The organism is Sulfurivermis sp. (genome assembly GCF_059410345.1).
Genome location: NZ_JBLJDO010000002.1, coordinates 264,603 through 288,767 on the forward strand (window position 1 = coordinate 264,603; position 24,165 = coordinate 288,767).

Consider the following 24,165-nt stretch of genomic DNA (forward strand, 5'->3'; position numbering starts at 1 on the left):
CTTGTTTTTCCGGCAGTGTTGGGAGTCCCCATGGAACCGAGCGAAATCAAACGGCTCATCGAGGCCGGCATCCCCGGCTGCGAGGCCATCGTGACCGGCGACGGCAGCCATTTCGACGCCACCGTCATCAGCGCCGCCTTCGACGGCCTGTCCATGGTCAAGGAACAGCAGCTGGTCTACGGCACCCTGGGCGATCGCATCACCAGCGGCGCCATCCATGCCCTGTCCATCAAGGCCTACACGCCGCAGGAGTGGGAAACCCAGCGCAAGCTGAAGGTCTCCTTCTAACTTGTTCATCACACCTAACGGTCCGCGCATCCGGCGGGCCAGAGCCAGTACATGGATAAACTGATCATTAGCGGCGGCACCCGACTCAGCGGTGAGATCCGCATCTCCGGCGCCAAGAACGCCGCGCTGCCGATCCTGGCCTCTACGCTGCTGGCCGACACCCCGCTCACCGTGGGCAACGTGCCGCACCTGCACGACATTACCACCACCATGGAGTTGCTCGGCCAGATGGGCGTGCACCTGACGGTGGATGAAAGGCTCAACACCGAGGTGGACAGCTCCACCATCAAGTCCTTCGTCGCCCCCTACGAGCTGGTGAAGACCATGCGCGCCTCGATCCTGGTGCTGGGGCCGCTGGTGGCGCGCTTCGGCCATGCCGAAGTGTCCCTGCCTGGTGGCTGCGCCATCGGTTCGCGCCCGGTCAACCTGCACATCACCGGGCTGCAGCGCATGGGCGCCGATATCTCGGTGGAAAATGGTTACATCAAGGCCAGGGCCCAGCGTCTCAAGGGCGCCAAACTGGTGATGGACCTGGTCACCGTCACCGGCACCGAGAACCTGATGATGGCCGCAGCCCTGGCCCAGGGCACCACGGTGATCGAGAACGCCGCGCGCGAGCCGGAGGTGGTGGACCTGGCCAACTGCATCAACATGATGGGCGGCAAGGTGCATGGTGCCGGCACCGACACCATCACCATCGAGGGCGTCGACAGCCTGCATGGCGGCCGCTATGACGTGATGCCGGATCGCATCGAGACCGGTACCTATCTGGTGGCGGCGGCGATCACCGGCGGCAAGGTCAAGCTGAAGGATACCCGGCCGGGCCTGCTCGATGCGGTGTTGTCCAAGCTGCGCGAGGCCGGCGCCGAGATCGAAACCGGCGACGACTGGATCAGCCTGGACATGCAGGGCCGCCGCCCCAAGGCGGTGAGCGTGCATACCGCACCCTATCCGGCCTTCCCCACCGACATGCAGGCGCAGTTCACTGCGCTCAATGCCATCGCCGAGGGTGCCGGCACCATCACCGAGACAGTGTTCGAAAACCGTTTCATGCACGTGCAGGAATTGCAGCGCATGGGCGCCAACATCCGTCTGGAAGGCAACACCGCCATCACCACCGGCGTGGACAGGCTCACCGCGGCGCCGGTGATGGCCACCGATCTGCGCGCCTCCGCCAGCCTGGTGCTGGCCGGGCTGGTGGCGCAGGGCGATACCATCGTCGACCGTATCTACCACATCGATCGCGGCTATGAGTGCATCGAGGAGAAGCTGCAGCAGCTCGGTGCGCGCATCCAGCGCCTGCCGGACAAAAGCTTCCAGCGTAGCCGCGCCGGCAGCCTGTTGCGCGACGTAATGCCATGAGCGAAACGCTGACTATCGCCCTGTCCAAGGGACGCATCTTCAAGGACACCCTGCCGCTGCTGGCCCACGCCGGCATCGTGCCCAAGGACGACCCGGAGACCAGCCGCAAGCTGATCCTCGACACCAACCAGGACGACGTGAAGCTGGTGATCATCCGCGCCGCCGACGTGCCCACCTTCGTCGAATACGGCGCCGCCGACCTCGGTGTCACCGGCAAGGATGTGCTGCTGGAGCATGGCGGCGAGGGATTGTATGAACCGCTCGATCTGCAGATCGCCCGCTGCCGCCTGATGGTGGCCGGCAAGCCCGGCATCGCGCCGGCACGCCGTCTGCGTGTCGCCACCAAGTACCTCACCATCACCAAGAATTACTACGCCGCCCAGGGCCGCCAGGTGGACCTGATCAAGCTGTACGGCTCCATGGAGCTGGCGCCGCTGGTGGGCCTGGCCGACTGCATCGTCGATCTGGTGGAGACCGGCAACACCCTGAAGGCCAACGGCCTGGAGCCGCTGGAGCACATCATGGACATCAGCTCGCGCCTGGTGGTGAACAAGGCGGCGATGAAGATGAAGCACGCGCGGGTCAAGGCCTTTATCGACCGCATGAACGAGGCTGTGGAGCAGCGCGGCAAAGCGTAACGCTGGAACCACGGAGAACACGGAGTAGAAGCCAGTTTTCCGCACTCCGTGTTCTCCGTGGTTAGATATCTTTCTGTGATTGCTGGAAAACTCGAATGACCATCAAACGACTCGATACCACTACCCCGGATTTCTGGAACGCGCTGGAGCAGTTGCTGGCCTGGGAAGGCGTGTCCGATGACCAGGTCAACGCCGTGGTGCGCGAGATCCTGCAGGCGGTGAAGCAGCGTGGCGATGCGGCGGTGCTGGAATACACCAACCGCTTCGATCGCATGCAGGCCAAGAACATGGCCGAGCTGGAGATCCCGCGCGCGCGGCTGGAAGAGGCCCTGGGCCGCATCAGTCCCGAGCAGCGCCAGGCGCTGGAGCAGTCGGCGGCGCGGGTGCGCGCCTATCACGAACATCAGAAGGTGGATTCCTGGAGTTACACCGAGGCCGATGGCACGCTGCTGGGTCAGCAGGTGACGCCGCTGGATCGCGTCGGCCTGTACGTGCCGGGCGGCAAGGCCGCTTATCCGTCTTCCGTGCTGATGAATGCCATTCCCGCCAAGGTGGCCGGGGTGGAGGAACTGATCATGGTGGTGCCGACGCCGGACGGCATCATCAATGAACTGGTATTTGCCGCTGCGGCGGTGGCCGGGGTGGATCGCGTGTTCGCCATCGGTGGTGCGCAGGCGGTGGCCGCGCTGGCCTACGGTACCGAGAGCGTGCCGCAGGTGGACAAGATCGTCGGCCCCGGCAATATCTATGTCGCCACCGCCAAGGGCATGGTGTTCGGCAGCGTCGGCATCGACATGATCGCCGGCCCCTCCGAGATCCTCATCGTCTGCGACGGCCAGACCGAGCCGGACTGGATCGCCATGGACCTGTTCTCCCAGGCCGAGCACGACGAGGACGCGCAGTCCATCCTGCTCTGTCCCGATGCCGCCTTCCTCGATGCGGTACAGGACAGCATTGCGCGCCTGCTGCCCACCATGGAGCGCGCCGACATCATCCGCAACTCGCTGTATGGCCGTGGCGCCCTGATCAAGGTACGCGACCTGGACGAGGCGGTGGCCGTGGCCAACCACATCGCGCCGGAGCACCTGGAGCTGTCGGTGGCCGAGCCGCAGGCGATGGCGCAGAAGATCAAGCACGCCGGCGCCATCTTCATGGGCCGCCACACTGCCGAGGCGGTGGGCGACTACTGCGCCGGCCCCAACCACGTGCTGCCCACCTCGCGCACCGCGCGCTTCTCCTCGCCGCTCGGCGTGTACGACTTCCAGAAGCGCTCCTCGCTCATCATGTGCTCGCCGGACGGTGCCTCCGAGCTGGGCAAGGTGGCCTCGGTGTTGGCGCGCGGCGAGGGCCTCACCGCCCACGCCCGTTCCGCCGAATTCCGCATCAAGCCCTAATCGGAGCCGCGCATGAGCCGCTACTGGAGTCCGCTGGTGCACCGGCTGTCGCCCTACGTGCCGGGCGAGCAGCCCAAGATGCAGAATCTGGTCAAGCTCAACACCAACGAAAATCCCTACGGGCCGTCGCCGCGCGCCCTGGCGGCGATCAGTGCCGCGGTGAACGACGGCCTGCGCCTGTATCCCGATCCCACCGGCATGGCGCTGCGCCAGGCGGTGGCCGACTACTACGGCCTTACCACTGCGCAGGTGTTCGTCGGCAACGGCTCCGACGAGGTGCTGGCCCATGTGTTTCTCGGCCTGTTCCAGCATCCGGCGCCGCTGCTGTTTCCCGACATCACCTACAGCTTCTATCCGGTGTACTGCGGGTTGTATGGCATCGAGTATCAGACACTGCCGCTCTCCGACGCGTTCGAGCTGCGCGTGACCGATTACCTGCGTCCCAACGCCGGCATCATCTTCGCCAATCCCAACGCCCCTACCGGCCGCCTGTTGCCGCTGGCGGAGATCGAATGGCTGTTGGCGCGCAACACCGATTCGGTGGTGGTGGTGGACGAGGCCTATGTGGATTTCGGTGGCGACAGCGCCGTGGCGCTGGTGGACAGATATCCCAACCTGCTGGTGGTGCAGACGTTGTCGAAATCGCGCTCCCTGGCCGGCCTGCGCGTCGGCTTCGCCCTCGGCCACCCGGAGCTCATCCAGGCGCTGGAGCGGGTGAAGGACAGCTTCAACTCCTATCCGCTGGACAGGCTTGCCCTGGTCGGCGGTGTGGCGGCGATGGAGGACCGCGAGCACTTCGAGCGCACGCGCCGGGCGGTGATGGACAGCCGTGCCGCGCTGTGCCGCGAGCTGGAACAACTCGGCTTTTCCATGCCGCCGTCGGCGGCCAACTTCATCTTCGCCACCCATCCGGCGCGCGATGCGGCGGAACTGGCGGCAGCGCTGCGCACCCGCGGCATCATCGTGCGCCACTTCCGCCTGCCGCGCATCGACCAGCACCTGCGCATCACCATCGGCACGCCGGAACAGAACGCTGCGCTGGTGGCGGCGTTGCGCGAAATCCTGGCCTGACATCCGACGTGGAGGGCATCGGCATGAAGAACCTGTTGCTGCAACCCGTCGAATACAAGATCGCAAAGACCGCCTGGGGCACCTGGCGCAGCCACCTGTCGGAGCAGGGGCGCTACTACGCCGAATTCACCTCCCACGCCGAATTCCTCGGCTGGCCGCTGCTGCACTACACCCGCGGTATCAATCCGCAGACCGGTAGCCGCAAGACCGCTCGCGGGGTGATCGCCGTAGGACGGGTGGCGGTGGGCGGCCTGGCCGTCGGCCAGGCCGCGTTCGGCCTGTGCGCCGTGGGTCAGGCCGGTTTCGGCATTCTGTTCGGTCTGGGGCAGGCGTGCAGCGGGCTGTATGCCGTCGGCCAGCTCGCCCTCGGTGGCTGGTTCGGTATCGGCCAGCTGGCCACCGGCCAGACCGCCATCGGCCAGCTCGCCCTCGGCGAATATGTCCTGGCCCAGCTCGGCATCGGCAGCTACCTGTGGACACCGGAGCAGGCCGACCCGGAGGCGGTGGCCCACTTCACCGCCCTGTGGGAGCGGGTCAAGGCGCTGTTCTGAGGCGCCGGCCTTTGGCCCTGCTCTGGTTCAGACAGGACGGCGCCACGCGCTACGAGGTGCGTACGGCGGGCCATTCCATCCGCCTCTATACCAACGGCGTCTTTCACAGCCAGTACAACCCGCGCCAGCCGGTGAGCGGCAGCCTGTGGGACCTGCTGATGCTGCCGGCGTTCTTCGCACCGCAGGCGGTGCAGCGGGTGCTGATGCTGGGGGTGGGCGGCGGCGCGGTGATCCGCCAGCTCAACCATTTCCTTGCCCCACAGGCCATCGTCGGCGTGGAGCTCAATCCGATCCATCTGGACGTGGCGCGACGCTTTTTCGGCGTGGCGGCGGCCAACGTCACCCTGCACCAGGCGGATGCGCTGTGCTGGGTGCGCGATTACCGGGGCGAACCCTTCGATCTGATCATCGACGACCTGTTCGGTCATGCCGACGGCGAACCGCAGCGGTCGGTGGCGGCGGACGGGCGCTGGTTCCGCCAGCTGGGCAAGCTGCTCGCCCCGGACGGGATGCTGGTGTTCAATTTTCCCGCCGCCACGGAGTTGCAGGCGTGCGCCTGGTTTACTGACGCAGGGCTGCACGCCCGCTACCCTGCCGCCTTCCGCCTTACCGCCCCGCAGTACCACAACGCGGTGGGCGCCTTCTTGCGCCGGGAGGTTCCCACCGCCCGGCTGCGCGCGCAGCTGGCGGCCTGGCCGGCGCTCGACCCCGCCCGGCGCAGCTGCCGTCTCAACTATCGTATCCGCCGCCTCTAGCAGCGGAGTCTCCGCACCGGGTTTGTGAAGCAAGTATTGTATTTTTCAATACTCAGTATTGGATTTTTGATGAGTCAGGTACAATGCCCGCCATTTTTGCGGTTTCCCCTCTTTGTTTTATCTAACTGATTGAGAGATATAGAAATTCCCATGAATTCCAAGGATATGACCGCGCGCCTGGACCCCGATCGCTTCGGCAAGGGCACCGGCGCCGCCCGTTCGCGTCGCCCCGTCTACATGGATTTCCTGCCGCCCTGCAACAACGCCTGCCCCGCCGGTGAAGACATCCAGGCCTGGTTGGCACTGGCCCAGGCCGGCCGCTACGAGGAGGCCTGGCAGACGCTGATCGAAAACAACCCGTTCCCGGCCATCCATGGCCGCGTCTGCTATCACCCCTGCGAAACCTCCTGCAACCGTGCCTACACCGACCAGGAAGTGAGCATTCACGCGGTCGAGCGTTTCCTCGGCGACCTGGCGATGGAACAGGGCTGGAAACCGAAGTACACCCCGCGCCCGGGCGGCAAGCGCGTGCTGGTCATCGGCGGTGGCCCCAGCGGCCTGTCGGCGGCCTACCACCTGACCCGTCTCGGCCACACCGTGGAGGTCTACGAGGCCGGCCCGGTGGCCGGCGGCATGATCCACTTCGGCATCCCGGCCTACCGCATGCCGCGCAAGGAACTGGAACAGGAGATCCAGCGAGTGGTGGACATGGGCGTGAAGATTCGTTTGAACTACCGCGTCGACGACGTGCTGGGCGAGAAGACCGCCGGTAACTTCGATGCGGTGTTCGTCGCCGTGGGCGCGCACATCTCCAAGAAGATCGACATCCCGGCGCGCGATGCGCGCGGCATGATGGATGCGGTGAGCTTCCTCAAGAGCGTGGAGCAGGGCGAGAAGGTCACCCTCGGCCGTCGCGTCGCCATCTACGGCGGCGGCAACACGGCGATGGACGCCGCCCGCGTGGCCAAGCGCATGGGCGTGGACGAGGCGATGATCATCTATCGCCGCGACCGCGCCAACATGGCCGCCCACGACTTCGAGGCCGACGAGGCGCTGGAAGAGGGTGTCAAGTTCAACTGGTTGCGCTCGATCAAAGAAATCGACGGCTCCACCATCGAGGTGGAAGTGATGGAGCTGGACGACAAGGGCCGCCCGCGTCCCACCGGCCGCTTCGAGAAGCTGGAGGCCGACTCGCTGATCCTTGCCGTGGGCCAGGAGACCGACACCGGCTTTTTGGGCCGCATCCCCGGTATCGAGTTCAAGGCCGACGGCACGGTGATCGTCAATTCCGCCATGATGACCGGCGCCGAGGGCATCTTCGCCGGCGGCGATATGGTGCCGTCAGAGCGCTCGGTGACCATCGCCACCGGTCATGGCAAGAAGGCCGCGCGTCACATCGATGCCTGGCTGCGCGGCGAGACCTACCGCCCGCATCCCAAGCACCCCATTGTCAAGCACGAGCAGTTGCAGCTGTGGTACCGCACCCAGGCGCCGCAGGTGGAACAGCCGCATCTGCCGCTGGCGCAGCGCCTCGGCGGTTTCGAGGAGATCCTCAAAGGTATCAGCGAACATGATGCGGTGTACGAGGCCAAGCGCTGCCTGTCCTGCGGCAACTGCTTCGAGTGCGACGGTTGCTACGGCTCCTGTCCCGAGGACGCCATCATCAAGCTGGGACCGGGCAAGAAGTACCGCTACGACTATGCCCGCTGCACCGGCTGCGGCACCTGCGCCGAACAGTGCCCGTGCCACGCCATCGAGATGATTCCCGAAACGGCCAGCAACGGCAGCCGCGTGGCGTGATGAGTGAATGTAGGATGGGTGTAGCGTAGCGCAACCCATCATGCCCGGCGGATGGGTTGCGCTGTGCTCCACCCATCCTACGGTCCACACCAGTTTTTTAGGATGATCCGCAAGAATATGAGCGAACAGAATACTGCCAAGAAGGTGACCGTCGATGGCGGCCACGCCGTCGCCCACGTGGCCTACCGCGTGAGTGAAATCTGCTCCATCTATCCCATTACCCCGTCGTCGGATATGTCCGAGCTGTCCGACCTGTGGGCGACCCAGGGCATCAAGAACATCTGGGGCCAGGTGCCGCAGGTGATCGAGATGCAGAGCGAGGGCGGCGCCGCCGGCACGGCGCACGGCGCGCTGCAGACCGGTGCATTGACCACCACCTTCACCGCCTCCCAGGGTCTGCTGCTGATGCTGCCCAACATGTTCAAGATTGCCGGCGAGCTGACCTCGACGGTGTTCCATGTGGCGGCACGTTCCATCGCCGCGCAGGCGCTGTCCATCTTCGGCGATCATCAGGACGTGATGGCGGCGCGCATGACCGGCTGGGCCATGCTGGCCTCGTGCTCGGTGCAGGAGGCGCACGATGCGGCGCTCATCGCCCATGCCGCCACCCTCAAGGCACGTGTGCCGTTCATCAACTTCTTCGACGGCTTCCGCACCTCGCACGAAATCAACAAGATCAGTCTGATCCCCGATGGTCAGATCAAGGCGATGATCAACGACGAGCTGGTGTGGGAGCACCGTCGCCGCGCCCTCAATCCCGACAATCCCTTCATTCGCGGCACGGCGCAGAATCCAGATGTGTACTTCCAGGGCCGCGAGAGCGCCAATCCGTACTATGCCCGGGTGCCGCAAATCGTGCAGGAGACCATGGATCAGCTGGCCAGTCTCACCGGCCGGCAGTACCACCTGTTCGATTATTTCGGCGCCGCCGACGCAACCGACGTCATCATCATTATGGGGTCGGGTGCGCAGACGGTGGAGGAAACCATCAAGCGCCTCAACGCCGAAGGCCGCAAGCTGGGTGTGATCACCGTGCGCCTGTTCCGTCCGTTCAGCACCGAACACCTGATCGCCGCGCTGCCCAAAAGCTGCCAGCGCATCGCCGTGCTGGATCGCACCAAGGAACCGGGCAGCGCCGGCGAGCCGCTGTATCAGGATGTGGTCACCGGTCTGGCCGAGGCCTACGGCAACGATCAGCTGGCGTTCATGCCGAAGATCATTGGCGGCCGCTATGGCCTGTCGTCCAAGGAATTCACCCCGGCCATGGTCAAGGGGGTATTCGACAATCTGGCGGGAAAGACCCCGAAGAATCATTTCACCATCGGCATCAACGACGACGTCAGCCACACCTCCATCGATTACGACGAGTCCTTCGACATCGAGCCGGCCAATGTCACCCGCGCCATGTTCTTCGGTCTTGGCTCCGACGGCACCGTGTCGGCCAACAAGAACTCCATCAAGATCATCGGCGAGTCCACCGACCTCTACTGTCAGGGTTACTTCGTCTATGATTCCAAGAAGGCCGGTTCGCAGACTACCTCGCATTTGCGCTTCGGTCCCGACCTGATCCGCGCGCCGTACCTCATCACCTCGGCCAATTTCATCGCCTGCCACAAGACCAACTTCATCAACCAGGTGGAGATGCTCAACAATGCGGCCAAGGGTGCGGTATTCCTGCTCAACAGCCCGGTAGGGCCGGAGGCGGTGTGGGATACGCTGCCGATGCCGGTGCAGCAGACCATCATCGACAAGCAGCTCAAGTTCTACGTCATTGATGCGACGACGGTGGCGCGCAATGCCGGCATGGGGCGGCGTATCAACACCATCATGCAGACCTGTTTCTTCGCCCTGTCCGGTGTGCTGCCGCGTGACGAGGCCATCGCCAAGATCAAGAAGGCCATCGAGAAGACCTACGCGCGCAAGGGCGCGGAGGTTGTGCAGCTCAACTTCAAGGCGGTGGACGCGGCGCTGGATCACCTGCACCAGGTCGAGGTGCCGGGCCGGGTGACGTCGCACAGCGCCATGAAACCGGTGGTTTCACCGCTGGCGCCGAAGTTCGTGCAGGAGGTGACCGCGCCGATGCTGGCCGGCCACGGCGATGCGCTGCCGGTGTCGATGATCCCGGTGGACGGCACTTACCCGAGCGGTTCGGCGCGCTGGGAGAAGCGCAACATCGCCGACTTCATTCCCAAGTGGGAGCCGGGCGTGTGCATCCAGTGCGGCAATTGCTCCTTTGTCTGCCCGCACAGCGTCATTCGCGCCCGTTTCTATCACGAGGACACGCTACAGAACGCACCGGCCAGCTTCGAGTCGGCGCCGGTTACCGCACGCGGCTTCCCGGAGACGCGCTATACGCTGCAAATCTATCTGGAAGATTGCACCGGCTGCGGCCTGTGCGTGGAGGCCTGTCCGGCCTTCGATCAGAACGATGCCTCGCGCAAGGCCATCAATATGACGGAAAAGGCGCCGTTGCTGGAGGATGGTCGCAGGAACGTCGAGTTCTTCGACACCATCCCGGTCAACCGCCGCTCCACGGTCAACTTCGCCTCGGTGCGCGGCGCGCAGTTCCTCGAACCGCTGTTCGAGTTCTCCGGCGCCTGCGCCGGCTGCGGCGAGACGCCCTATGTGCGCCTGCTCACCCAGTTGTTCGGCCCGCGTCTGCTGGTAGCCAATGCCACCGGCTGCTCGTCCATCTACGGCGGCAACCTGCCGGCCACGCCCTGGTCGGTGAACAAGGACGGCCGTGGCCCGGCCTGGTCCAACTCGCTGTTCGAGGACAACGCCGAATTCGGCCTCGGCATGCGTGTGGCGGCGGATCAGCACACCGCGTTGGCCAAGGATCTGCTCTCGCAGATGACCGATTACTTCGACCAGGAGTTCATCGACTCGCTGATGGACACCAGTCAGGAGATCGGCGCGCAGATGAGCCGCCAGCGCCAACGCGTGCAGGAGCTGAAGCAGCGCCTGCGCGAGATCGACGACCCGCGCGCCAAGTCGCTGCTCACCGTGGCTGATCATCTGGTGCGCCGCTCGGTGTGGCTGGTGGGTGGTGACGGCTGGGCCTACGACATCGGCTCCTCCGGTCTCGATCACGCGCTGGCCTCAGGCCGCAACATCAACGTGCTGGTGCTGGATACCGAGGTGTATTCCAACACCGGCGGCCAGGCCTCCAAGTCCACCCCCATCGCGGCGACAGCGAAGTTCGCCGCTGCTGGCAAGGCGGTGACCAAGAAGGATCTGGCGCTGCAGGCCATCTCCTACGGCAATGTCTACGTGGCGCGCGTCGCCATGGGTGCCAACCCGCAGCAGACGCTGCAGGCCATGCGCGAGGCGGAGGCCTATCCGGGGCCGTCGATCATCCTCGCCTACAGCCCCTGCATCGCCCACGGCATCGATCTGCGCGACGGCCTGTCGCAACAGGTGAAGGCGGTGGATTCCGGTTACTGGCCGCTGCTGCGCTACAACCCGCAGCTGCGTGCCGCCGGCAAGAAGCCGTTCATCCTCGACTCGACACGGCCGACGCTCAAGCTGGAGGACTTTGCCTACAACGAGCAGCGCTACAAGCTGTTGCAGAAGAGCAATCCCGATGCGGCTAAGCGGCTGATGAAGCTGGCGCAGGAATCACTGGACCTGCGCTGGCAGACTTATGAGCACATGGCCAAGCAGGATCCGTCGGAGTTCCAGCCGGTGAGTCAGTGACAACAAGGGGGCGCAAGCCCCCTTGTTTTTGCCGTGTCGCTGCGTGATGGATGACGCTATTTTTTTGCCCGCTTTCCCCTGCACCGACGTTGCGGCACAATGGACCGGCGCCTTACGCCGGAGAACGAATCGCCATGCGCACAATCCTGCTGTTTGTCATTTCACTGTTGCTGTTCGCATGTTCCGGGCAGCAGGCGGAGCAGCTGCGCGTGGAAGAGGCATGGATACCCGAGATACCGCCGATGATCTCGGTGACGGCGGGCTGGATGGTGCTGCACAACGATGGTGATACGCCCAAATACTTGATTGGCGCCTTCAGTCCCAACGCCGGCGACATCGAGATTCACCAGTCGGTGGTAGTGAACGATATGGCGCGCATGGTGCTGCAGCCGGAATTGGAAATTCCCCCCCGCGGCAGCCTGGTGTTCAGCAATGAGACCGGCTATCACCTGATGCTGTACAAGAGTCGTGGCATGACGGCGGGTGCGCGCATTCCCATTACCCTGACCTTCCGTGACGGCTCCGCCCTGACCGTGGAGTTTACCGTGCGCGATCGGCGCACGTTGCATCAATAAATGTCGTGCAGACCGTGGTACAGGCCCAGCACCAGGCTGTTGCGGTTGGTCACGTTTTCCTTTTCGATGCAGTAGCCGGGGACGGCCTCCAGATCGAAGCGACTGCTGAGGCGGACGTCTTCCGGGATGTGGGCCAATATGGCCTTGCGGAAGTGCTCCGCATCGCTATCCGGCACGAAGCGGGACGCGGTGTAGGTGTAGTGGTAGGTGGGATCGAAAATGGAGAAGTTGAAGCGCCCCACCGCTTCCACCGCGCCGCTGTGGCTGTAGATGTGGGCCTTGCGTTCGAATTCGTCGGCTGGAATCCATAGACCCACCGAGTAGTCGCGGCATTCCAGGCCGTGGCGGGTACGCATCATGTGTTCCCACAGGGAGAAGTGCTCCAGCGCCACGAAGCGCACACCCTGATCGCCCTTGGGGCCGACCATATGGCAGCGGATCAGCTTCTGAAATTCGGTATTGTCGCTGGCGGCGTGCTGGGGCATCGCTATCTCCTTTCCTGACGGACCTTCGGCCAAGCATACAAGAAATCGGCGGGGGTGGGCACGGGCTGGCGTGGACCCGGCGGCTGCGTCATGATGTTGGCATCGACCTGCGCGGGGTGATGCCATGAAAAACAGTCCTCTGGGTGAATTGCTGCTGGCCACGGGGCACGTTACGGCGGAGCAGCTGGAAGTGGCGTTGCATACCCAGAAGGCGCGCCCCGGCTATCTGGGTGAAATCCTGGTGGGGCTGGACTTCGTCACCGCCGATGAAATCGCCCATGCCGTGGCGGCACAGCACAAGCTGCCTTACATCGATCTGGGCATCAGCGTGCCGCAGAAGAAGGCCTTGCAGGCCATCCCCAAGGATCTGGCGCTGGCGCATACGGTGCTGCCGCTGCGCATCAAGCGCGGCGTGCTGACAGTGGTGACCCACGACCCGGCCAACACCGAGCTGGCGGAATTGCTGGCCGAGACTTCCGGTCTGGAGATTGCCTTTGCCATCAGCGACAAGGCGCTCATCGCCCAGTCGGTGGAGCTGTATTACTTCGAGCTGGAGAACCCCCTCGAAAACCGTATCGCCAGCCTGGTGGACGAGGCCGCCAACGAGCGCGACATCGACATCGAGACTTTTCTCGATCTGCTGATCCAGAACGCCATCAAGGACCGCGCCACCGATATCCATATCCGGCCGCAGGCGCTCGCCTCCCATGTGTTCTACCGCGTCGATGGCGTGCTGCACCACTATTTCGCCTTTCCCGCGCGCATCCATCGCAACGTCATTTCGCGCGTCAAGGTGCTGAGCGACATGGACATCACGCGGCAGCGCGTGCCGCAGGACGGTGGCTTCGCCTTCCATTACCTGCGTGCCGGCTACGACATCCGCGTGGCCATCATTCCCACCTCCTTTGGCGAGAACATGGTATTGCGTCTGTTGCCCAAGACCGAGGCGCTGCACCGTCTGGAACGTCTGGGCTTCGAGGCAGCTCAGGTGGCTGTGCTGGAGCGCTGCCTGCGCAAGCAGTCCGGCATCATCCTGACCGTGGGGCCGAGCGGCAGCGGCAAGACCACCACGCTGTATTCCATGCTGCGGCGCAGCAATATCCTGCAGCGCAACGTGGTTTCGGTGGAGGATCCCATCGAATACCAGCTCTCCCTGGTACAACAGACTGCCGTCAACGAGGCGGCGGGTTACACCTTTGCTGATTCGCTGCAGCATCTGGTACGGCAGGATGCCGACATCATCCTGCTCGGCGAGGTGCGCAACCAGGAGACTGCCCTGGCGGTGGCGCGCAGTGCCCTGTCGGGTCACCTGATCCTGTCCACCATGACCGCCAATGACGCCCAGGGGGCCATTGCCAGGCTGATGGATTTCGGCGTCAAATCCTACATGCTGTCGGCCACCCTGCTGGTGGTACTGTACCAGCGGCTGGTGCGGCGCCTGTGCGACAACTGCAAGAGGCCGGTGACGTTGAGCTGGGCGCAGCTGGCGGCGGAGGGTTTGGGCGAGGCGGAGGCAGCGGGGGACGTGACGATATACGAAGCCGTCGGCTGCGAGCACTGCCGCGATAGCGGCTATCGCGGGCGCATCGCCGTGGCCGAGCTGCTGGAGGTGAACGAGGAACTGCGCGAGTTGCTCGATAAGGGGCGCATTGCCCTGGAGACCGGCAACCTGCTGCGTCAACAAGGTGCAACCTCCATCCGCGAGGATGCCCTGGCCAAGCTGTTGCAGGGCGTTACCTCGCTGGAGGAGATTCGTCGGGTATTTGCCTAGTTGCCCCCCGGGAGGTAGGGTTCTGGGCGTGGCTTACAACTACTCATCAGGGATCGGGACGCGCCGATGTCGGCCTATCTGACCTACATGCGGGACAACCAGCCGGAGCGGGTGCCGTGTGGCAGCGCCCTGACCATCGGCCGCGACAAGAACAACCATATCGTCCTCACCGACCTGTTGGTCTCGCGCAACCACGCCATGGTGCGCCGGCTCGGCCGCGGTGACTACTACGTCATCGATAGCGGCAGTTCCAACGGTACCTCGGTCAACGGCGGGCGGGTGTCCGCGCCGACGCGCTTGCGCAACGGCGATCGCATCGCCATCGGTCTGACCGAGTTCGTGTTCGAGCAGGGGATCCAGCCGGCCCGCTTCAACGACTCCATCTCCTTTCAGCAGACGGTCATCTTCCACAGCCCGGTGATCAAGGAGATCACGGTGCTGGTGGCCGACATCCGCGATTACACCGGCCTGTCGGAGCAGGTCTCCATCCAGACCCTGTCGCGACTGATGAGCAAGTGGTTCCAGGATGTCAGCGACATCATTCACGCCAGCGGCGGCACCATCGACAAATTCATCGGCGACTGCGTGTTCGTGCGCTGGGACAATGACAAGGCGCCGGACAATGTGATGACGGCCCTGCGCACCGCCTGGCAGATCGCCGAAACCACCGCCCGGCTCAAGCTCGCCTTTCCCGAACTGCCGCGGCCGCTGCGTATCGGCGCCGGCATCAATACCGGCATGGCCTCCCTCGGCATCGGCGCCGACAACACCGCCCTGGGCGATACGGTGAATACCGCCTTTCGCCTGGAGAGTGCGACCAAGGGGCTGGGGCGTGACATCGCCCTCAGCGAAAGCTCCTATCGCCACCTGCCGCAGCATCACTGGGCCGGCGCCGAACAGACCCTGCGGCTCAAGGGCAAGAAGGAGCCGGTGCGGCTGTTCTGTCTCGACTTTGCCCTGGTGGAGAAGATCGTGCAGGAGGGAGCGAGCTCCTGATGGCTGCAGGCGGGAATTCAGACATTCATTCATCTCCAGACTTTGCCCACTCCCTGCGCCCGGCCCGCGGGGCGTGGGTTCTAGCCCTGTCCCTTTTCGGGTAACATTGCGGCACCTTTGCGCCATAGGCGTGGTCACAGGAAGCATGGCTGTGCCGGAGAGCCCGTACATGGGAGAGGACGCGGACAATGGGCTGTTTGCGGGGCTGCAGGAGTTGAGTGCCGGCGCCTTTCCCAAAATCTGCCCCAACTGTGGCCGCACCTACGAGAATCTGGCGCAGTTCCTTGCGTTGACGGTCCCTGCCGGAGGCCGCAGCGGACTCAAGTCGGCGCTGGACGATGATGATAAGCCGGTAGTGGAGTTGTTCCGCAATTGTGTGTGCGGCTCGACATTGATGGATTTTTGCCGTTCGCGGCGCGATGAGACGAATGACGGCCAGCGGCGGCGTGCTACCTTTAACCGCATGTTGGATGTGTTGGAGCGACGGGGTTTGCGCCGAGATGTCGCCCATGATGAATTGCTCAAGCTGACACGCGGCGAGCGCAGTGAACTGATCGACGGCCTGCTCAAGGCCGCCACCTAGAGGTTGGTACAGGGAAGATGAAACGTATACTCGCAGGGTTGGTGCTGTTGTTGACTGGCGTGCTGCCTGCGGTGGCCGCGACGGATTTCAACGGCAGGTGGTTCGGCGATGACGGCGCCACCTACTATGTGCGCCACACCGGCGACGAAATCTACTGGTTCAACGAAGGCGGACCGCAGGAACCGCGCCGCACCTCCATCTTCAATGGCCGCGTGCGCGGCCAGATGATCCTCGGCAGTTGGATCGACGTGCCCAAGGGCACCACCTCGGCGCGTGGTGAACTGCATCTGGCTGTTCGCGAGGGGGGCAATGTCCTGGAAGTCACCCGCGTCACCGGCGGTTTCACCGCCACCCGCATCACCCGCGCCGGCTTCGTCCCGCCGGTAGCGCCACTGGAAGAGAAGTGCCTCGACTTCGATCCCGATAAAATCTCCGTACGCCAGGTCGATGGCAAGTTCCAGATTGCGCAGGACGACTGGTGGCTGTTTGATTTCGGCACCCGCGAGACCGATGCCTATGCTGCGCTGAAGATCATCCAGCAGTACGGCATGAACCAGTCCTGCTTCATCGGTGAACCGCCGGCCTTCCGCTTCCTGCTCACCGGCGGACGTCCGCCCATCGGGCAGTGGTATGAGGAAGACTGTGTGCGTTTCCATCCCAGCACCGCGGCGCTGGTACAGCGGCAGGGCCGCTGGCTCATCGTCGACAATGACCTGCGTCTGTTCGACCTGGGCGACCGCGAGGCGGAGGCCCGCGCGGCACTGACCGTGATCCGCAAGCATCAGTTTACCCACGCCTGCTATATCGGCCGGCCCAGTACTACTTTCGAATACCTGCGCCGCTGATGTCACCCACGCTGGAGCAGTTGCGCGAGGTGGTGCTGCCCCTGGCGCGGCAGGAACTGCTGCCGCGCTTCACCCGCGTCGCCGCCACTCTGAAGACCGACGGCAGCATCGTGACCGAGGCGGACCTGGCCTGCCAGCAGGCCATTGCCGCCGCGCTGGCCGCGCGCTGGCCCCGCATCCCCTTGTTGGGCGAGGAAATGGAACCGGCCGTACAGCAGGCGTTGTTGAACGAGTCGGCGGAGGGGCTGTGGTGTCTCGACCCGCTGGATGGCACCAGCAATTTTGCCGCCGGCATCCCCTATTTCGCCGTGGCCCTGGCCTACGTCCGCCGCGGCGAGGTACAGCTTGGGCTGGTCTACGACCCGGTGCGCGACGAGTGCTACACCGCCGCACGCGGTCAGGGGGCGTGGCTCAATGATACGCCGCTGTGCGCCCGTGCGACCGGACTGCCATTGTCGCGCTGCGTGGCCATGGTCGACTTCAAGCGCCTGACGCCGGCGCTGGCCACCCGCCTGGTGTGCGCCACCCCGTTTGCCTCGCAACGCAATTTCGGCTCTTCGGCGCTGGATTGGTGCATGCTCGCCGCCGGCCGCGGCCATCTCTATCTGCACGGTCGGCAGAACCTGTGGGATTATGCTGCCGGCAGCCTGATCCTGAGCGAGGCCGGCGGCTGTGCCGAAACCCTGCAGGGCGAGCCGGTGCTGCACGTGAGTCTGCAGCCGCGTTCGGTGGTCGCCACCCTGGACCCGGCGTTGTTCGGGCCGTGGCGCGCATGGATCGCGGCGGACTGACCCTTGTGGTCTAGCTATTATCCTCGTTAGGAGTCGACATGCAGGAATGGGCTGAATACGCCAAGTTCTTTGCCGGTCTGCTGGCCATCGTCAATCCCGTGGGCGCGATCCCGGTGTTCATCGGCCTGACCGAGGGATTGAGCCCGGCGCGGCGCCATCGCACCGCCTTGCTGTCGGCGCTGGCGGTAGGGGCCGTGCTGTTGGCGGCGCTGTTTACCGGCGAGGCGATCCTCAGTTTCTTCGGCATCACCATCGCCTCGTTCCGTGTTGGCGGTGGCATCCTGATCCTGCTCATCGCCGTGTCGATGATGCACGCCAAGCTGAGTCCGGCCAAGCAGACCGACGAGGAGGCGCAGGACGCGGCGGAGAAGGAGTCGGTGGCGGTGGTGCCGTTGGCCATTCCGCTGCTGGCCGGCCCCGGCGCCATCAGTACCATCATCGTCTATGCCCACCGTTCGCCGGCGCCGATGCACTACAGCGTGCTGGCGGCGGAGATCCTACTGATGGCGCTCATCGTCTGGATCGTGTTCCGTGCCGCGCCGCTGTTGTCGCAACGTCTGGGTCGTACCGGCATCAACGTGCTGACGCGCATCATGGGCCTGATCCTCGCCGCCATCGCCGTGGAGTTCATGGCCAACGGCCTGCGCCAGTTACTGCCCGGACTGGCCTGATGCTATCCCTGCTGCGACTGCTGCTGCGTTTCAAACTGCTGTTGCTGACGGCCTGTTTCCCGGTATTCGTTGCCGCCGCATTGGCCTGGTGGCTGGTGCGTCCCTATGTGGCAGGGGTGCCGGCAGAGACACCGCTGCAAGCGCTGGAGGTTGTCACCGCGGCGCAACTGGAGACGGTGTTTGACGGCCATGGTTACACCTGGCCGCCCCAAGCGCCGCTGCCGCGCCTGGCCATCGATCGTTTCCCGCCGGATATCGGTCAGCTCGAGGTGGCGCGCAAGAAGGCACTGTTCTTCCGCAGTCTGCTGCCGCTGGTGGAGGCGGAAAACTCGCGCATCCGTGCCCAGCGCCGTTTCATTGAAGAACGCTTCGCCCTGGGTTCGCTGCGGCCGGGTACGCGCAACTGGAATCAGATAGAGAAGCTGGCGGACCTGTACCGCGTGGCGGGCGATCTGAACGACCCGGTGGTACGCGAGATATTGCTGCGCCGTGTCGATGAGGTACCGGCCGCACTGGTGCTGGCGCAGGCCGCCAATGAAAGCGCCTGGGGCACCTCGCGCTTCGCGCGCGAGGCGAACAATCTGTTCGGCCTGTGGACCTACAAAAAGGATCTCGGCATAGTCCCCGCGCAGCGCATGGAAGGCGCCAAACACTTTGTGCGCGTATTTCCCGATCTGCGCAGCTCGGTACGCGTCTACCTGTTCAACCTCAACATCGGCCATGCCTATGTGGATATGCGTCGTGCCCGTGCGGCCATGCGTGGTGCCGGCATAGAGTTCGATGCCGAGAGCCTCGCCGAGGGTTTGTTGCGCTATTCCGAACGCGGCGAAGAGTATGTGGCGGAGATCCGTGCCATGATCAGCAGCAATGGCCTGGGGCAGCTTGGCCCCCTGCCCCTGGCCTTGCTGCCGGAAGAGTCCTAGTCCACCAGCCAGGGGTGGCTGTACCAGTACCAGCGGCCGCCGCCGGCGGGGGCGGTGCAGTTGTAGCGGCTGCGTCCGGCACGCAGTGGTTCCTGTGCCTGCACCTGCAGGCGCGTATCGTCCAGCCAGTTCGTCGGCAGTGCTTGCCCGGCGGCGTTGTAGCAGGCGATGCGCAGCGGCTGCTGCAGCGTCAGCGTGAGTCGCGGCGGATTGTTGGGACCGGTGTGCGGCTCCCACGGCTCGGCCTTTACCACGGGCAGCGGCAGGCTGCTTGCCTTGCGCGCGAACGGTTCGATGGCGGCGAAGTTTTCCGCCATGGGATAGCGCGGCAGGGCGCGGCGATCGGACAGTGGGCCGATGGCGCCGGAGTGCTGGCCGAAGCCGATGTAGCCCAGGGCGCGCACCAGTTCCGCGGCGCGGGTGTCGTATTCGCCATAGGGATAGGCAAACAGGCGCGGTTCCTGCTCGATACGGTCGCCCAATTCCTCGCGCAGCCGTTGCTGCGCCCGCTCGATGTCGGCCCGCACGCGTTGCTCCCACGCCACGTCATCCTCGCCGGGGCGCCGCTCGGCCATGGAGTCGTGGCTGGCAGTGTGATTGGCGAAGCGCACGCCGTCCTGCTGCATGGCGCGCATCTGCTCCCAGCTCATGAAGCCACCCAGCTTGCGATCCACCGGGTCGGTGTTGACGAATACCGTGAACGGCCAACCGCGTGCCCTGAGGCGCGGCCAGGCGTGTTCGTAGACCGACAGGTAGGCGTCATCCACGGTGATGGCGACGGTGCGGTCGGGCAGCGGCTCTGCGCGCAGGATATGGTCGATCACGCGCTCCAGCGGCCAGACCTGGAAACCGTTCTGCGCCAGATAGTCGAGCTGGGCATCGAACTGCTCCAGGCGGATGCTGGTGGACGGATAGCGGTCCTCACCGAAGCGGTGGTACATGAAGGCCACCGCATGATTGGCCGCGGCGGCGGTCGCCGTGGTGCCCAGTAACAGGATCAGCAGCAGGAAGTGCAGTGCAGCCATCGTCGTCTCCAGAATGAAAACGGCCCCAACGGGGCCGCATTCATTGTACTGCCGCGACGGCTAGCGCGCACCGTGGATGGTGATATCCACGCGGCGATTGGCGGCGCGTCCCGCGGCGGTATCGTTATCCGCCACCGGGCGGGACATGCCATAGCCGGTGGTGGTGATCTTGGCGGCATTGACGCCCTGTTCCACCAGATAGCGTTTGACCGACTGGGCGCGGCGCTCGGACAGTGCCTGGTTGAAGGCGGCGGCGCCGCGATTGTCGGTGTGGCCGGCGACCTCGATGGAGTCCACCGACTCCAGGGCCAGGATACGTTTGGCCAGGGCATCCAGTTCCGTGCGCGCCGCCGGGCTCAGCTCATCGCTGCCCAGGGCGAAGGAGGTGTCACCGCGCAGCGTCACCGGTTGTTCTGCTGCCGGTGCGGGTGCTGCCACCGGCGCCGGTGCAGGCGTTGCCACTGGCGCCGGTGCAGGGGTGGGGTGTGCCACGGGAGCTGGAGTGGGGGCTGCTGTTGCGGCCTTCGCGCCGCATTCCACGGTGGCCAGTTCCGGCTTCCAGTCCTGGGTCTGCACGCAGCCGCCGGAGCCGTCGCGGACCACCCGGCCCTCCTGATCGTGCCAATAGGGTTGTACCGCGAAGGCCAGGCCGGCGGCGGTCAGGCCGCAGGTGGCGAGGGTGAGCTTGAGTAGACGGCGTGATTGCATGACAAGTCCCTTTCTTGCTGAGTGGAGTGAACTTATATACTGGGCTCTGTTTTCGATTTTGCAAGAAAGATGCGGCGGGTGGATGCCCCAGGGCTTGGTGTGTTCCGCTGCGGCGGCCGTGGGGTACTGTATGTTGTGCAAGCCTGGCGGTGAGGGAGTGAGATGAGCGGTTGCTGTGCACAAGGCGGTGTGCAGCATGTACGACGGGTGCAGCAGCGTGCTGGCGATCAATGCGTTGATGTTTTTCGTCATCGCGGCGGCGGCATTACTGCCGCATTTGGCGCTGCGTGTGAAAAGCGCCGCCTGGACTGAACTGAAGGTGAACTGAAGATGGACATCAAGCAATCCTGGCGCACCGGTCTCAGCTTCGGCCTGACCTCCGGCGTAATCACCACCCTGGGCCTGATGGTGGGGCTGCATTCCGGCACCGGCTCGACCCTGGCGGTGATCGGCGGAGTAATCACCATCGCCGTGGCCGATGCCTTTTCCGATGCCCTGGGTATCCACATCGCCGAGGAATCCACCACCGGGCGCAGCGCGCTGGCGGTGTGGGAGGCGACCTTCGCCACCTTGTTCTCCAAGGCCCTCATCGCCCTGACCTTCGTGGTTCCCCTGCTGTTGCTCGAACTGGGCACGGCGATGCTGGCGGCCATCGCCTGGGGACTGGCGCTGATCGCCCTGCTGTCCTGGCATCTGGCGCGCAACCGCGGCGAGCCGGCCTGGCGCGTGATCGGTGAACATCTGCTCATCGCCGTGGTGGTGATCGTCACCACCCATTTCATCGGTGACTGGGTGGCGCTGACCTTTGGTTGAGGCACGTTCCTAACCTATTGCCGGCTATGGCATTTGCTGTTTTGTCCGCCAGCCGCGGCGGGCTTTGCTACAATGCCGCCCCTTCCGTTTTCTGCTGCGCATTGTTTACCCATGACCATTGCACAACGCATTGCCAACGAACTTGCCGTCAAGCTTGCCCAGGTGGAGGCCGCCATTGCCCTGCTCGACGAGGGTTCCACCGTGCCCTTCATCGCCCGCTACCGCAAGGAGGCCACCGGGGGCCTGGACGACACCCAGCTGCGCACCCTGGAGGAGCGGCTGACCTATCTGCGCGAGCTGGACGAGCGCCGCGTCACGGTGCTGAAGAGCATCGAGGAGCAGGGCAAGCTGACGCCGGAACTAAAGGCGGCAATCCTGGCGGCGGACACCAAGACCCGCCTGGAAGACCTCTATCGGCCCTACATGCAGAAGCGCCGCACCAAGGCGCAGATTGCCCGCGAGGCCGGGCTGGAACCGCTGGCCAAGACCCTGTTGGCCGACCCGGCACTCAAGCCTGAAGAAGAAGCGACGCGCTTCATCGATGCCGACAAGGGCGTGGCCGATGTGGCCGCCGCGCTGGACGGCGCACGCCAGATCCTGATGGAGGACTTCGCCGAGGACGCCGAGCTGGTGGGTCGTCTGCGCGAATACCTGTGGGAGCAGGGCCACATGGTGTCCAAGGTGGTGGAGGGCAAGGAGGAGGAGGGCGCCAAGTTCTCCGACTATTTCGACCACCGCGAGCCGCTCAAGGGCGTGCCCTCGCACCGCGCCTTGGCGCTGTTCCGCGGCCGCAAGGAAGGGGTGCTCAATCTGTCGTTGGTGTTGCCCGATGACGAGGCGCTGCCGGCCGGTCAGCTCGGCAGCGCCGAGCGCATGATCGCCGCCCACACAGGGGTGAGCGAACAGGGCCGCCCCGCCGATGCCTGGCTCAAGGAGACGGTGCGCTGGGCCTGGCGCGTGAAGATCTTCACCCACCTCGACACCGACCTGAAGACGCGCCTGCGCGAGGCGGCGGAGGAGGAGGCGATCAAGGTGTTCGCGCAGAATCTGCACGACCTGCTGCTGGCGGCGCCGGCCGGGCCACGTGCCACCCTCGGCCTCGACCCCGGCCTGCGCACCGGCGTCAAGGTGGCGGTGGTGGACAACACCGGCAAGCTGGTGGATACGGCGACCATCTATCCGCACGAGCCGAAGCGGCAGTGGGAGCAGTCCGTCGCCGTGCTGGCCGCGCTGGCGAAGAAGCACGGCGTCGAACTGATCAGCATCGGCAACGGCACCGCCTCGCGCGAGACCGACAAGCTGGCGGCCGACCTCATCAAGCGTCATCCCGAGTTGCGTCTTACCAAGGTGATGGTGAGCGAGGCGGGCGCCTCGGTGTATTCCGCGTCAGAATACGCGGCCAAGGAATTCCCCGATGTGGACGTGTCACTGCGCGGCGCGGTGTCCATTGCGCGCCGCCTGCAGGACCCGCTGGCCGAGCTGGTGAAGATCGATCCCAAGTCGATTGGTGTGGGTCAATACCAGCACGACGTGTCGCAGACGCGCCTGGCGCGCATGCTCGATGCGGTGGTGGAGGATTGCGTCAATGCCGTTGGTGTCGACGTCAACACCGCCTCCAGCGCGCTGCTCACCCGCGTCGCCGGCCTCAATCCCACGCTGGCGGCGAACCTCGTCGCCTACCGCGACGAGCACGGCGCCTTCCCCAATCGTCAGGCCCTGCTCAAGGTGCCGCGCCTGGGCGAGAAGACCTTCGAACAGTGCGCCGGCTTCCTGCGCGTGATGAACGGCGACAATCCGCTCGATGCCTCTGCGGTACATCCCGAGGCCTATCCGGTGGTGGAGAAGATTCTGTCCACCACCGGCAAGGCGATGCGTGAGGTGATCGGCAACACTGGTCTGCTCGGCCGCCTTGCCGCGAACGATTTCGTCGACGAGCGCTTCGGCGAGCCGACGGTGCGTGACATCCTCAAGGAACTGGAAAAACCCGGCCGTGACCCGCGCCCCGAGTTCAAGACCGCCAGCTTCCGCGAGGGTGTGGAGGATATGAAGGATCTGGCGCTGGGCATGATCCTGGAGGGCGTGGTCACCAACGTCACCAACTTCGGCGCCTTCGTCGATATCGGCGTGCACCAGGATGGCCTGGTACACATCTCCGCCCTGGCCGACAAGTTCGTCAAGGATCCGCGCGAGGTGGTCAAGGCCGGTGACGTGGTGAAGGTGAAGGTGCTGGAGGTGGACGTGAAGCGCCGCCGCGTCGCGCTCACCATGCGCCTCAGCGACGACCAGCGCGACCATGTATCATCCGCCATGCCCAAGGAACGTCCCGCCAAGGGTGGCAAGCCACGCCAGGAACGACGCGAGGCGCCGGCACCGGGCGGTGCCATGGCCGAGGCCTTTGCCAAGCTGAAGCGCTGATATGTT

At 64.8% G+C, this 24,165-nt stretch carries 23 protein-coding genes; 20 read left to right on the forward strand and 3 right to left on the reverse strand.

Annotated elements, in window-relative coordinates; genetic code table 11:
- Window positions 1-30: 30 nt before the first annotated feature.
- The 10 genes from ACMV8A_RS02975 to ACMV8A_RS03020 all read left to right on the forward strand — a co-directional run bounded on the left by ACMV8A_RS02975 (window position 31) and on the right by ACMV8A_RS03020 (window position 12,133).
- Entirely contained in the window at window positions 31-288 is a 258-nt protein-coding gene (locus ACMV8A_RS02975) for a BolA family protein (RefSeq protein WP_495324240.1), read from the forward strand.
- A 51-nt stretch (window positions 289-339) separates the two neighbouring features.
- Window positions 340-1,650 carry a UDP-N-acetylglucosamine 1-carboxyvinyltransferase gene (gene murA / locus ACMV8A_RS02980; RefSeq protein WP_495324241.1) on the forward strand — a complete coding sequence of 437 codons (1,311 nt, stop codon included), beginning with the start codon at window positions 340-342 and terminating at the stop codon, window positions 1,648-1,650.
- Complete coding sequence (gene hisG, locus ACMV8A_RS02985; protein ID WP_495324242.1) at window positions 1,647-2,288, forward strand: ATP phosphoribosyltransferase; 642 nt, start codon at window positions 1,647-1,649, stop codon at window positions 2,286-2,288. Before murA ends, hisG begins: the two co-directional genes overlap by 4 nt.
- 95 nt (window positions 2,289-2,383) lie before the next feature.
- Window positions 2,384-3,682: a histidinol dehydrogenase gene (hisD, locus tag ACMV8A_RS02990; RefSeq protein WP_495324243.1), complete on the forward strand. Its 1,299-nt coding sequence runs from the start codon at window positions 2,384-2,386 to the stop codon at window positions 3,680-3,682.
- 12 nt (window positions 3,683-3,694) lie between these two features.
- Window positions 3,695-4,753, forward strand: coding sequence for a histidinol-phosphate transaminase (gene hisC, locus ACMV8A_RS02995; RefSeq protein WP_495324244.1), 1,059 nt, complete (start codon window positions 3,695-3,697; stop codon window positions 4,751-4,753).
- Window positions 4,754-4,776: 23 nt separating this feature from the next.
- Complete coding sequence (locus ACMV8A_RS03000; RefSeq protein WP_495324245.1) at window positions 4,777-5,304, forward strand: hypothetical protein; 528 nt, start codon at window positions 4,777-4,779, stop codon at window positions 5,302-5,304.
- Window positions 5,305-5,315: 11 nt separating this feature from the next.
- On the forward strand, window positions 5,316-6,059 hold the full coding sequence (locus ACMV8A_RS03005) for a spermidine synthase (protein ID WP_495324246.1): 744 nt from the start codon (window positions 5,316-5,318) through the stop codon (window positions 6,057-6,059).
- Window positions 6,060-6,209: 150 nt separating this feature from the next.
- Entirely contained in the window at window positions 6,210-7,859 is a 1,650-nt protein-coding gene (locus ACMV8A_RS03010; RefSeq protein WP_495324247.1) for an NAD(P)-binding protein, read from the forward strand.
- Between the two features lie 117 nt (window positions 7,860-7,976).
- Window positions 7,977-11,558: a pyruvate:ferredoxin (flavodoxin) oxidoreductase gene (nifJ, locus tag ACMV8A_RS03015; RefSeq protein ID WP_495324248.1), complete on the forward strand. Its 3,582-nt coding sequence runs from the start codon at window positions 7,977-7,979 to the stop codon at window positions 11,556-11,558.
- Window positions 11,559-11,692: 134 nt separating this feature from the next.
- Window positions 11,693-12,133 (forward strand): copper chaperone PCu(A)C, encoded by a 441-nt coding sequence (locus ACMV8A_RS03020; protein ID WP_495324249.1) that lies wholly within the window; start codon window positions 11,693-11,695, stop codon window positions 12,131-12,133.
- Here the strand turns inward: ACMV8A_RS03020 and ACMV8A_RS03025 are convergent.
- A complete protein-coding gene (locus tag ACMV8A_RS03025; RefSeq protein ID WP_495324250.1) occupies window positions 12,127-12,618 on the reverse strand; it encodes a hypothetical protein in 492 nt (163 codons plus the stop codon). The two genes, ACMV8A_RS03020 and ACMV8A_RS03025, sit on opposite strands and share 7 nt — an antisense overlap.
- A gap of 124 nt (window positions 12,619-12,742) precedes the next feature.
- On the opposite strand from ACMV8A_RS03025, the gene ACMV8A_RS03030 reads away from it, so the two are divergent.
- From ACMV8A_RS03030 to ACMV8A_RS03060, 7 genes are all read left to right on the forward strand, one after another.
- On the forward strand, window positions 12,743-14,389 hold the full coding sequence (locus ACMV8A_RS03030; RefSeq protein ID WP_495324251.1) for a GspE/PulE family protein: 1,647 nt from the start codon (window positions 12,743-12,745) through the stop codon (window positions 14,387-14,389).
- 66 nt (window positions 14,390-14,455) lie between these two features.
- A complete protein-coding gene (locus tag ACMV8A_RS03035; protein ID WP_495324252.1) occupies window positions 14,456-15,385 on the forward strand; it encodes an adenylate/guanylate cyclase domain-containing protein in 930 nt (309 codons plus the stop codon).
- Window positions 15,386-15,554: 169 nt separating this feature from the next.
- Entirely contained in the window at window positions 15,555-15,968 is a 414-nt protein-coding gene (locus tag ACMV8A_RS03040) for an oxidoreductase (protein ID WP_495324253.1), read from the forward strand.
- Between the two features lie 17 nt (window positions 15,969-15,985).
- Window positions 15,986-16,813: a hypothetical protein gene (locus ACMV8A_RS03045; protein WP_495324254.1), complete on the forward strand. Its 828-nt coding sequence runs from the start codon at window positions 15,986-15,988 to the stop codon at window positions 16,811-16,813.
- Complete coding sequence (locus ACMV8A_RS03050) at window positions 16,813-17,604, forward strand: inositol monophosphatase family protein (protein WP_495324255.1); 792 nt, start codon at window positions 16,813-16,815, stop codon at window positions 17,602-17,604. Before ACMV8A_RS03045 ends, ACMV8A_RS03050 begins: the two co-directional genes overlap by 1 nt.
- 38 nt (window positions 17,605-17,642) lie before the next feature.
- Window positions 17,643-18,275, forward strand: coding sequence for a YchE family NAAT transporter (locus ACMV8A_RS03055; protein WP_495324256.1), 633 nt, complete (start codon window positions 17,643-17,645; stop codon window positions 18,273-18,275).
- On the forward strand, window positions 18,275-19,198 hold the full coding sequence (locus ACMV8A_RS03060; RefSeq protein ID WP_495324257.1) for a glucosaminidase domain-containing protein: 924 nt from the start codon (window positions 18,275-18,277) through the stop codon (window positions 19,196-19,198). Before ACMV8A_RS03055 ends, ACMV8A_RS03060 begins: the two co-directional genes overlap by 1 nt.
- Here ACMV8A_RS03060 and ACMV8A_RS03065 read toward each other — a convergent pair.
- A complete protein-coding gene (locus tag ACMV8A_RS03065; RefSeq protein WP_495324258.1) occupies window positions 19,195-20,223 on the reverse strand; it encodes a polysaccharide deacetylase family protein in 1,029 nt (342 codons plus the stop codon). The two genes, ACMV8A_RS03060 and ACMV8A_RS03065, sit on opposite strands and share 4 nt — an antisense overlap.
- 60 nt (window positions 20,224-20,283) lie before the next feature.
- The gene (locus ACMV8A_RS03070; RefSeq protein WP_495324259.1) at window positions 20,284-20,931 is read right to left on the reverse strand and encodes an OmpA family protein; all 648 of its coding nucleotides are present in this window, start codon (window positions 20,929-20,931) and stop codon (window positions 20,284-20,286) included.
- Window positions 20,932-21,127: 196 nt separating this feature from the next.
- Here ACMV8A_RS03070 and ACMV8A_RS03075 point away from each other — a divergent pair, with 196 nt between their 5' ends.
- The 3 genes from ACMV8A_RS03075 to ACMV8A_RS03085 all read left to right on the forward strand — a co-directional run bounded on the left by ACMV8A_RS03075 (window position 21,128) and on the right by ACMV8A_RS03085 (window position 24,159).
- The gene (locus ACMV8A_RS03075) at window positions 21,128-21,259 is read left to right on the forward strand and encodes a hypothetical protein (protein ID WP_495324260.1); all 132 of its coding nucleotides are present in this window, start codon (window positions 21,128-21,130) and stop codon (window positions 21,257-21,259) included.
- Window positions 21,260-21,261: 2 nt separating this feature from the next.
- Complete coding sequence (locus ACMV8A_RS03080) at window positions 21,262-21,744, forward strand: VIT1/CCC1 transporter family protein (protein ID WP_495324261.1); 483 nt, start codon at window positions 21,262-21,264, stop codon at window positions 21,742-21,744.
- A 111-nt stretch (window positions 21,745-21,855) separates the two neighbouring features.
- Window positions 21,856-24,159, forward strand: a complete 2,304-nt coding sequence (locus ACMV8A_RS03085) for a Tex family protein (protein ID WP_495324262.1) — start codon at window positions 21,856-21,858, stop codon at window positions 24,157-24,159.
- Window positions 24,160-24,165: the final 6 nt, after the last annotated feature.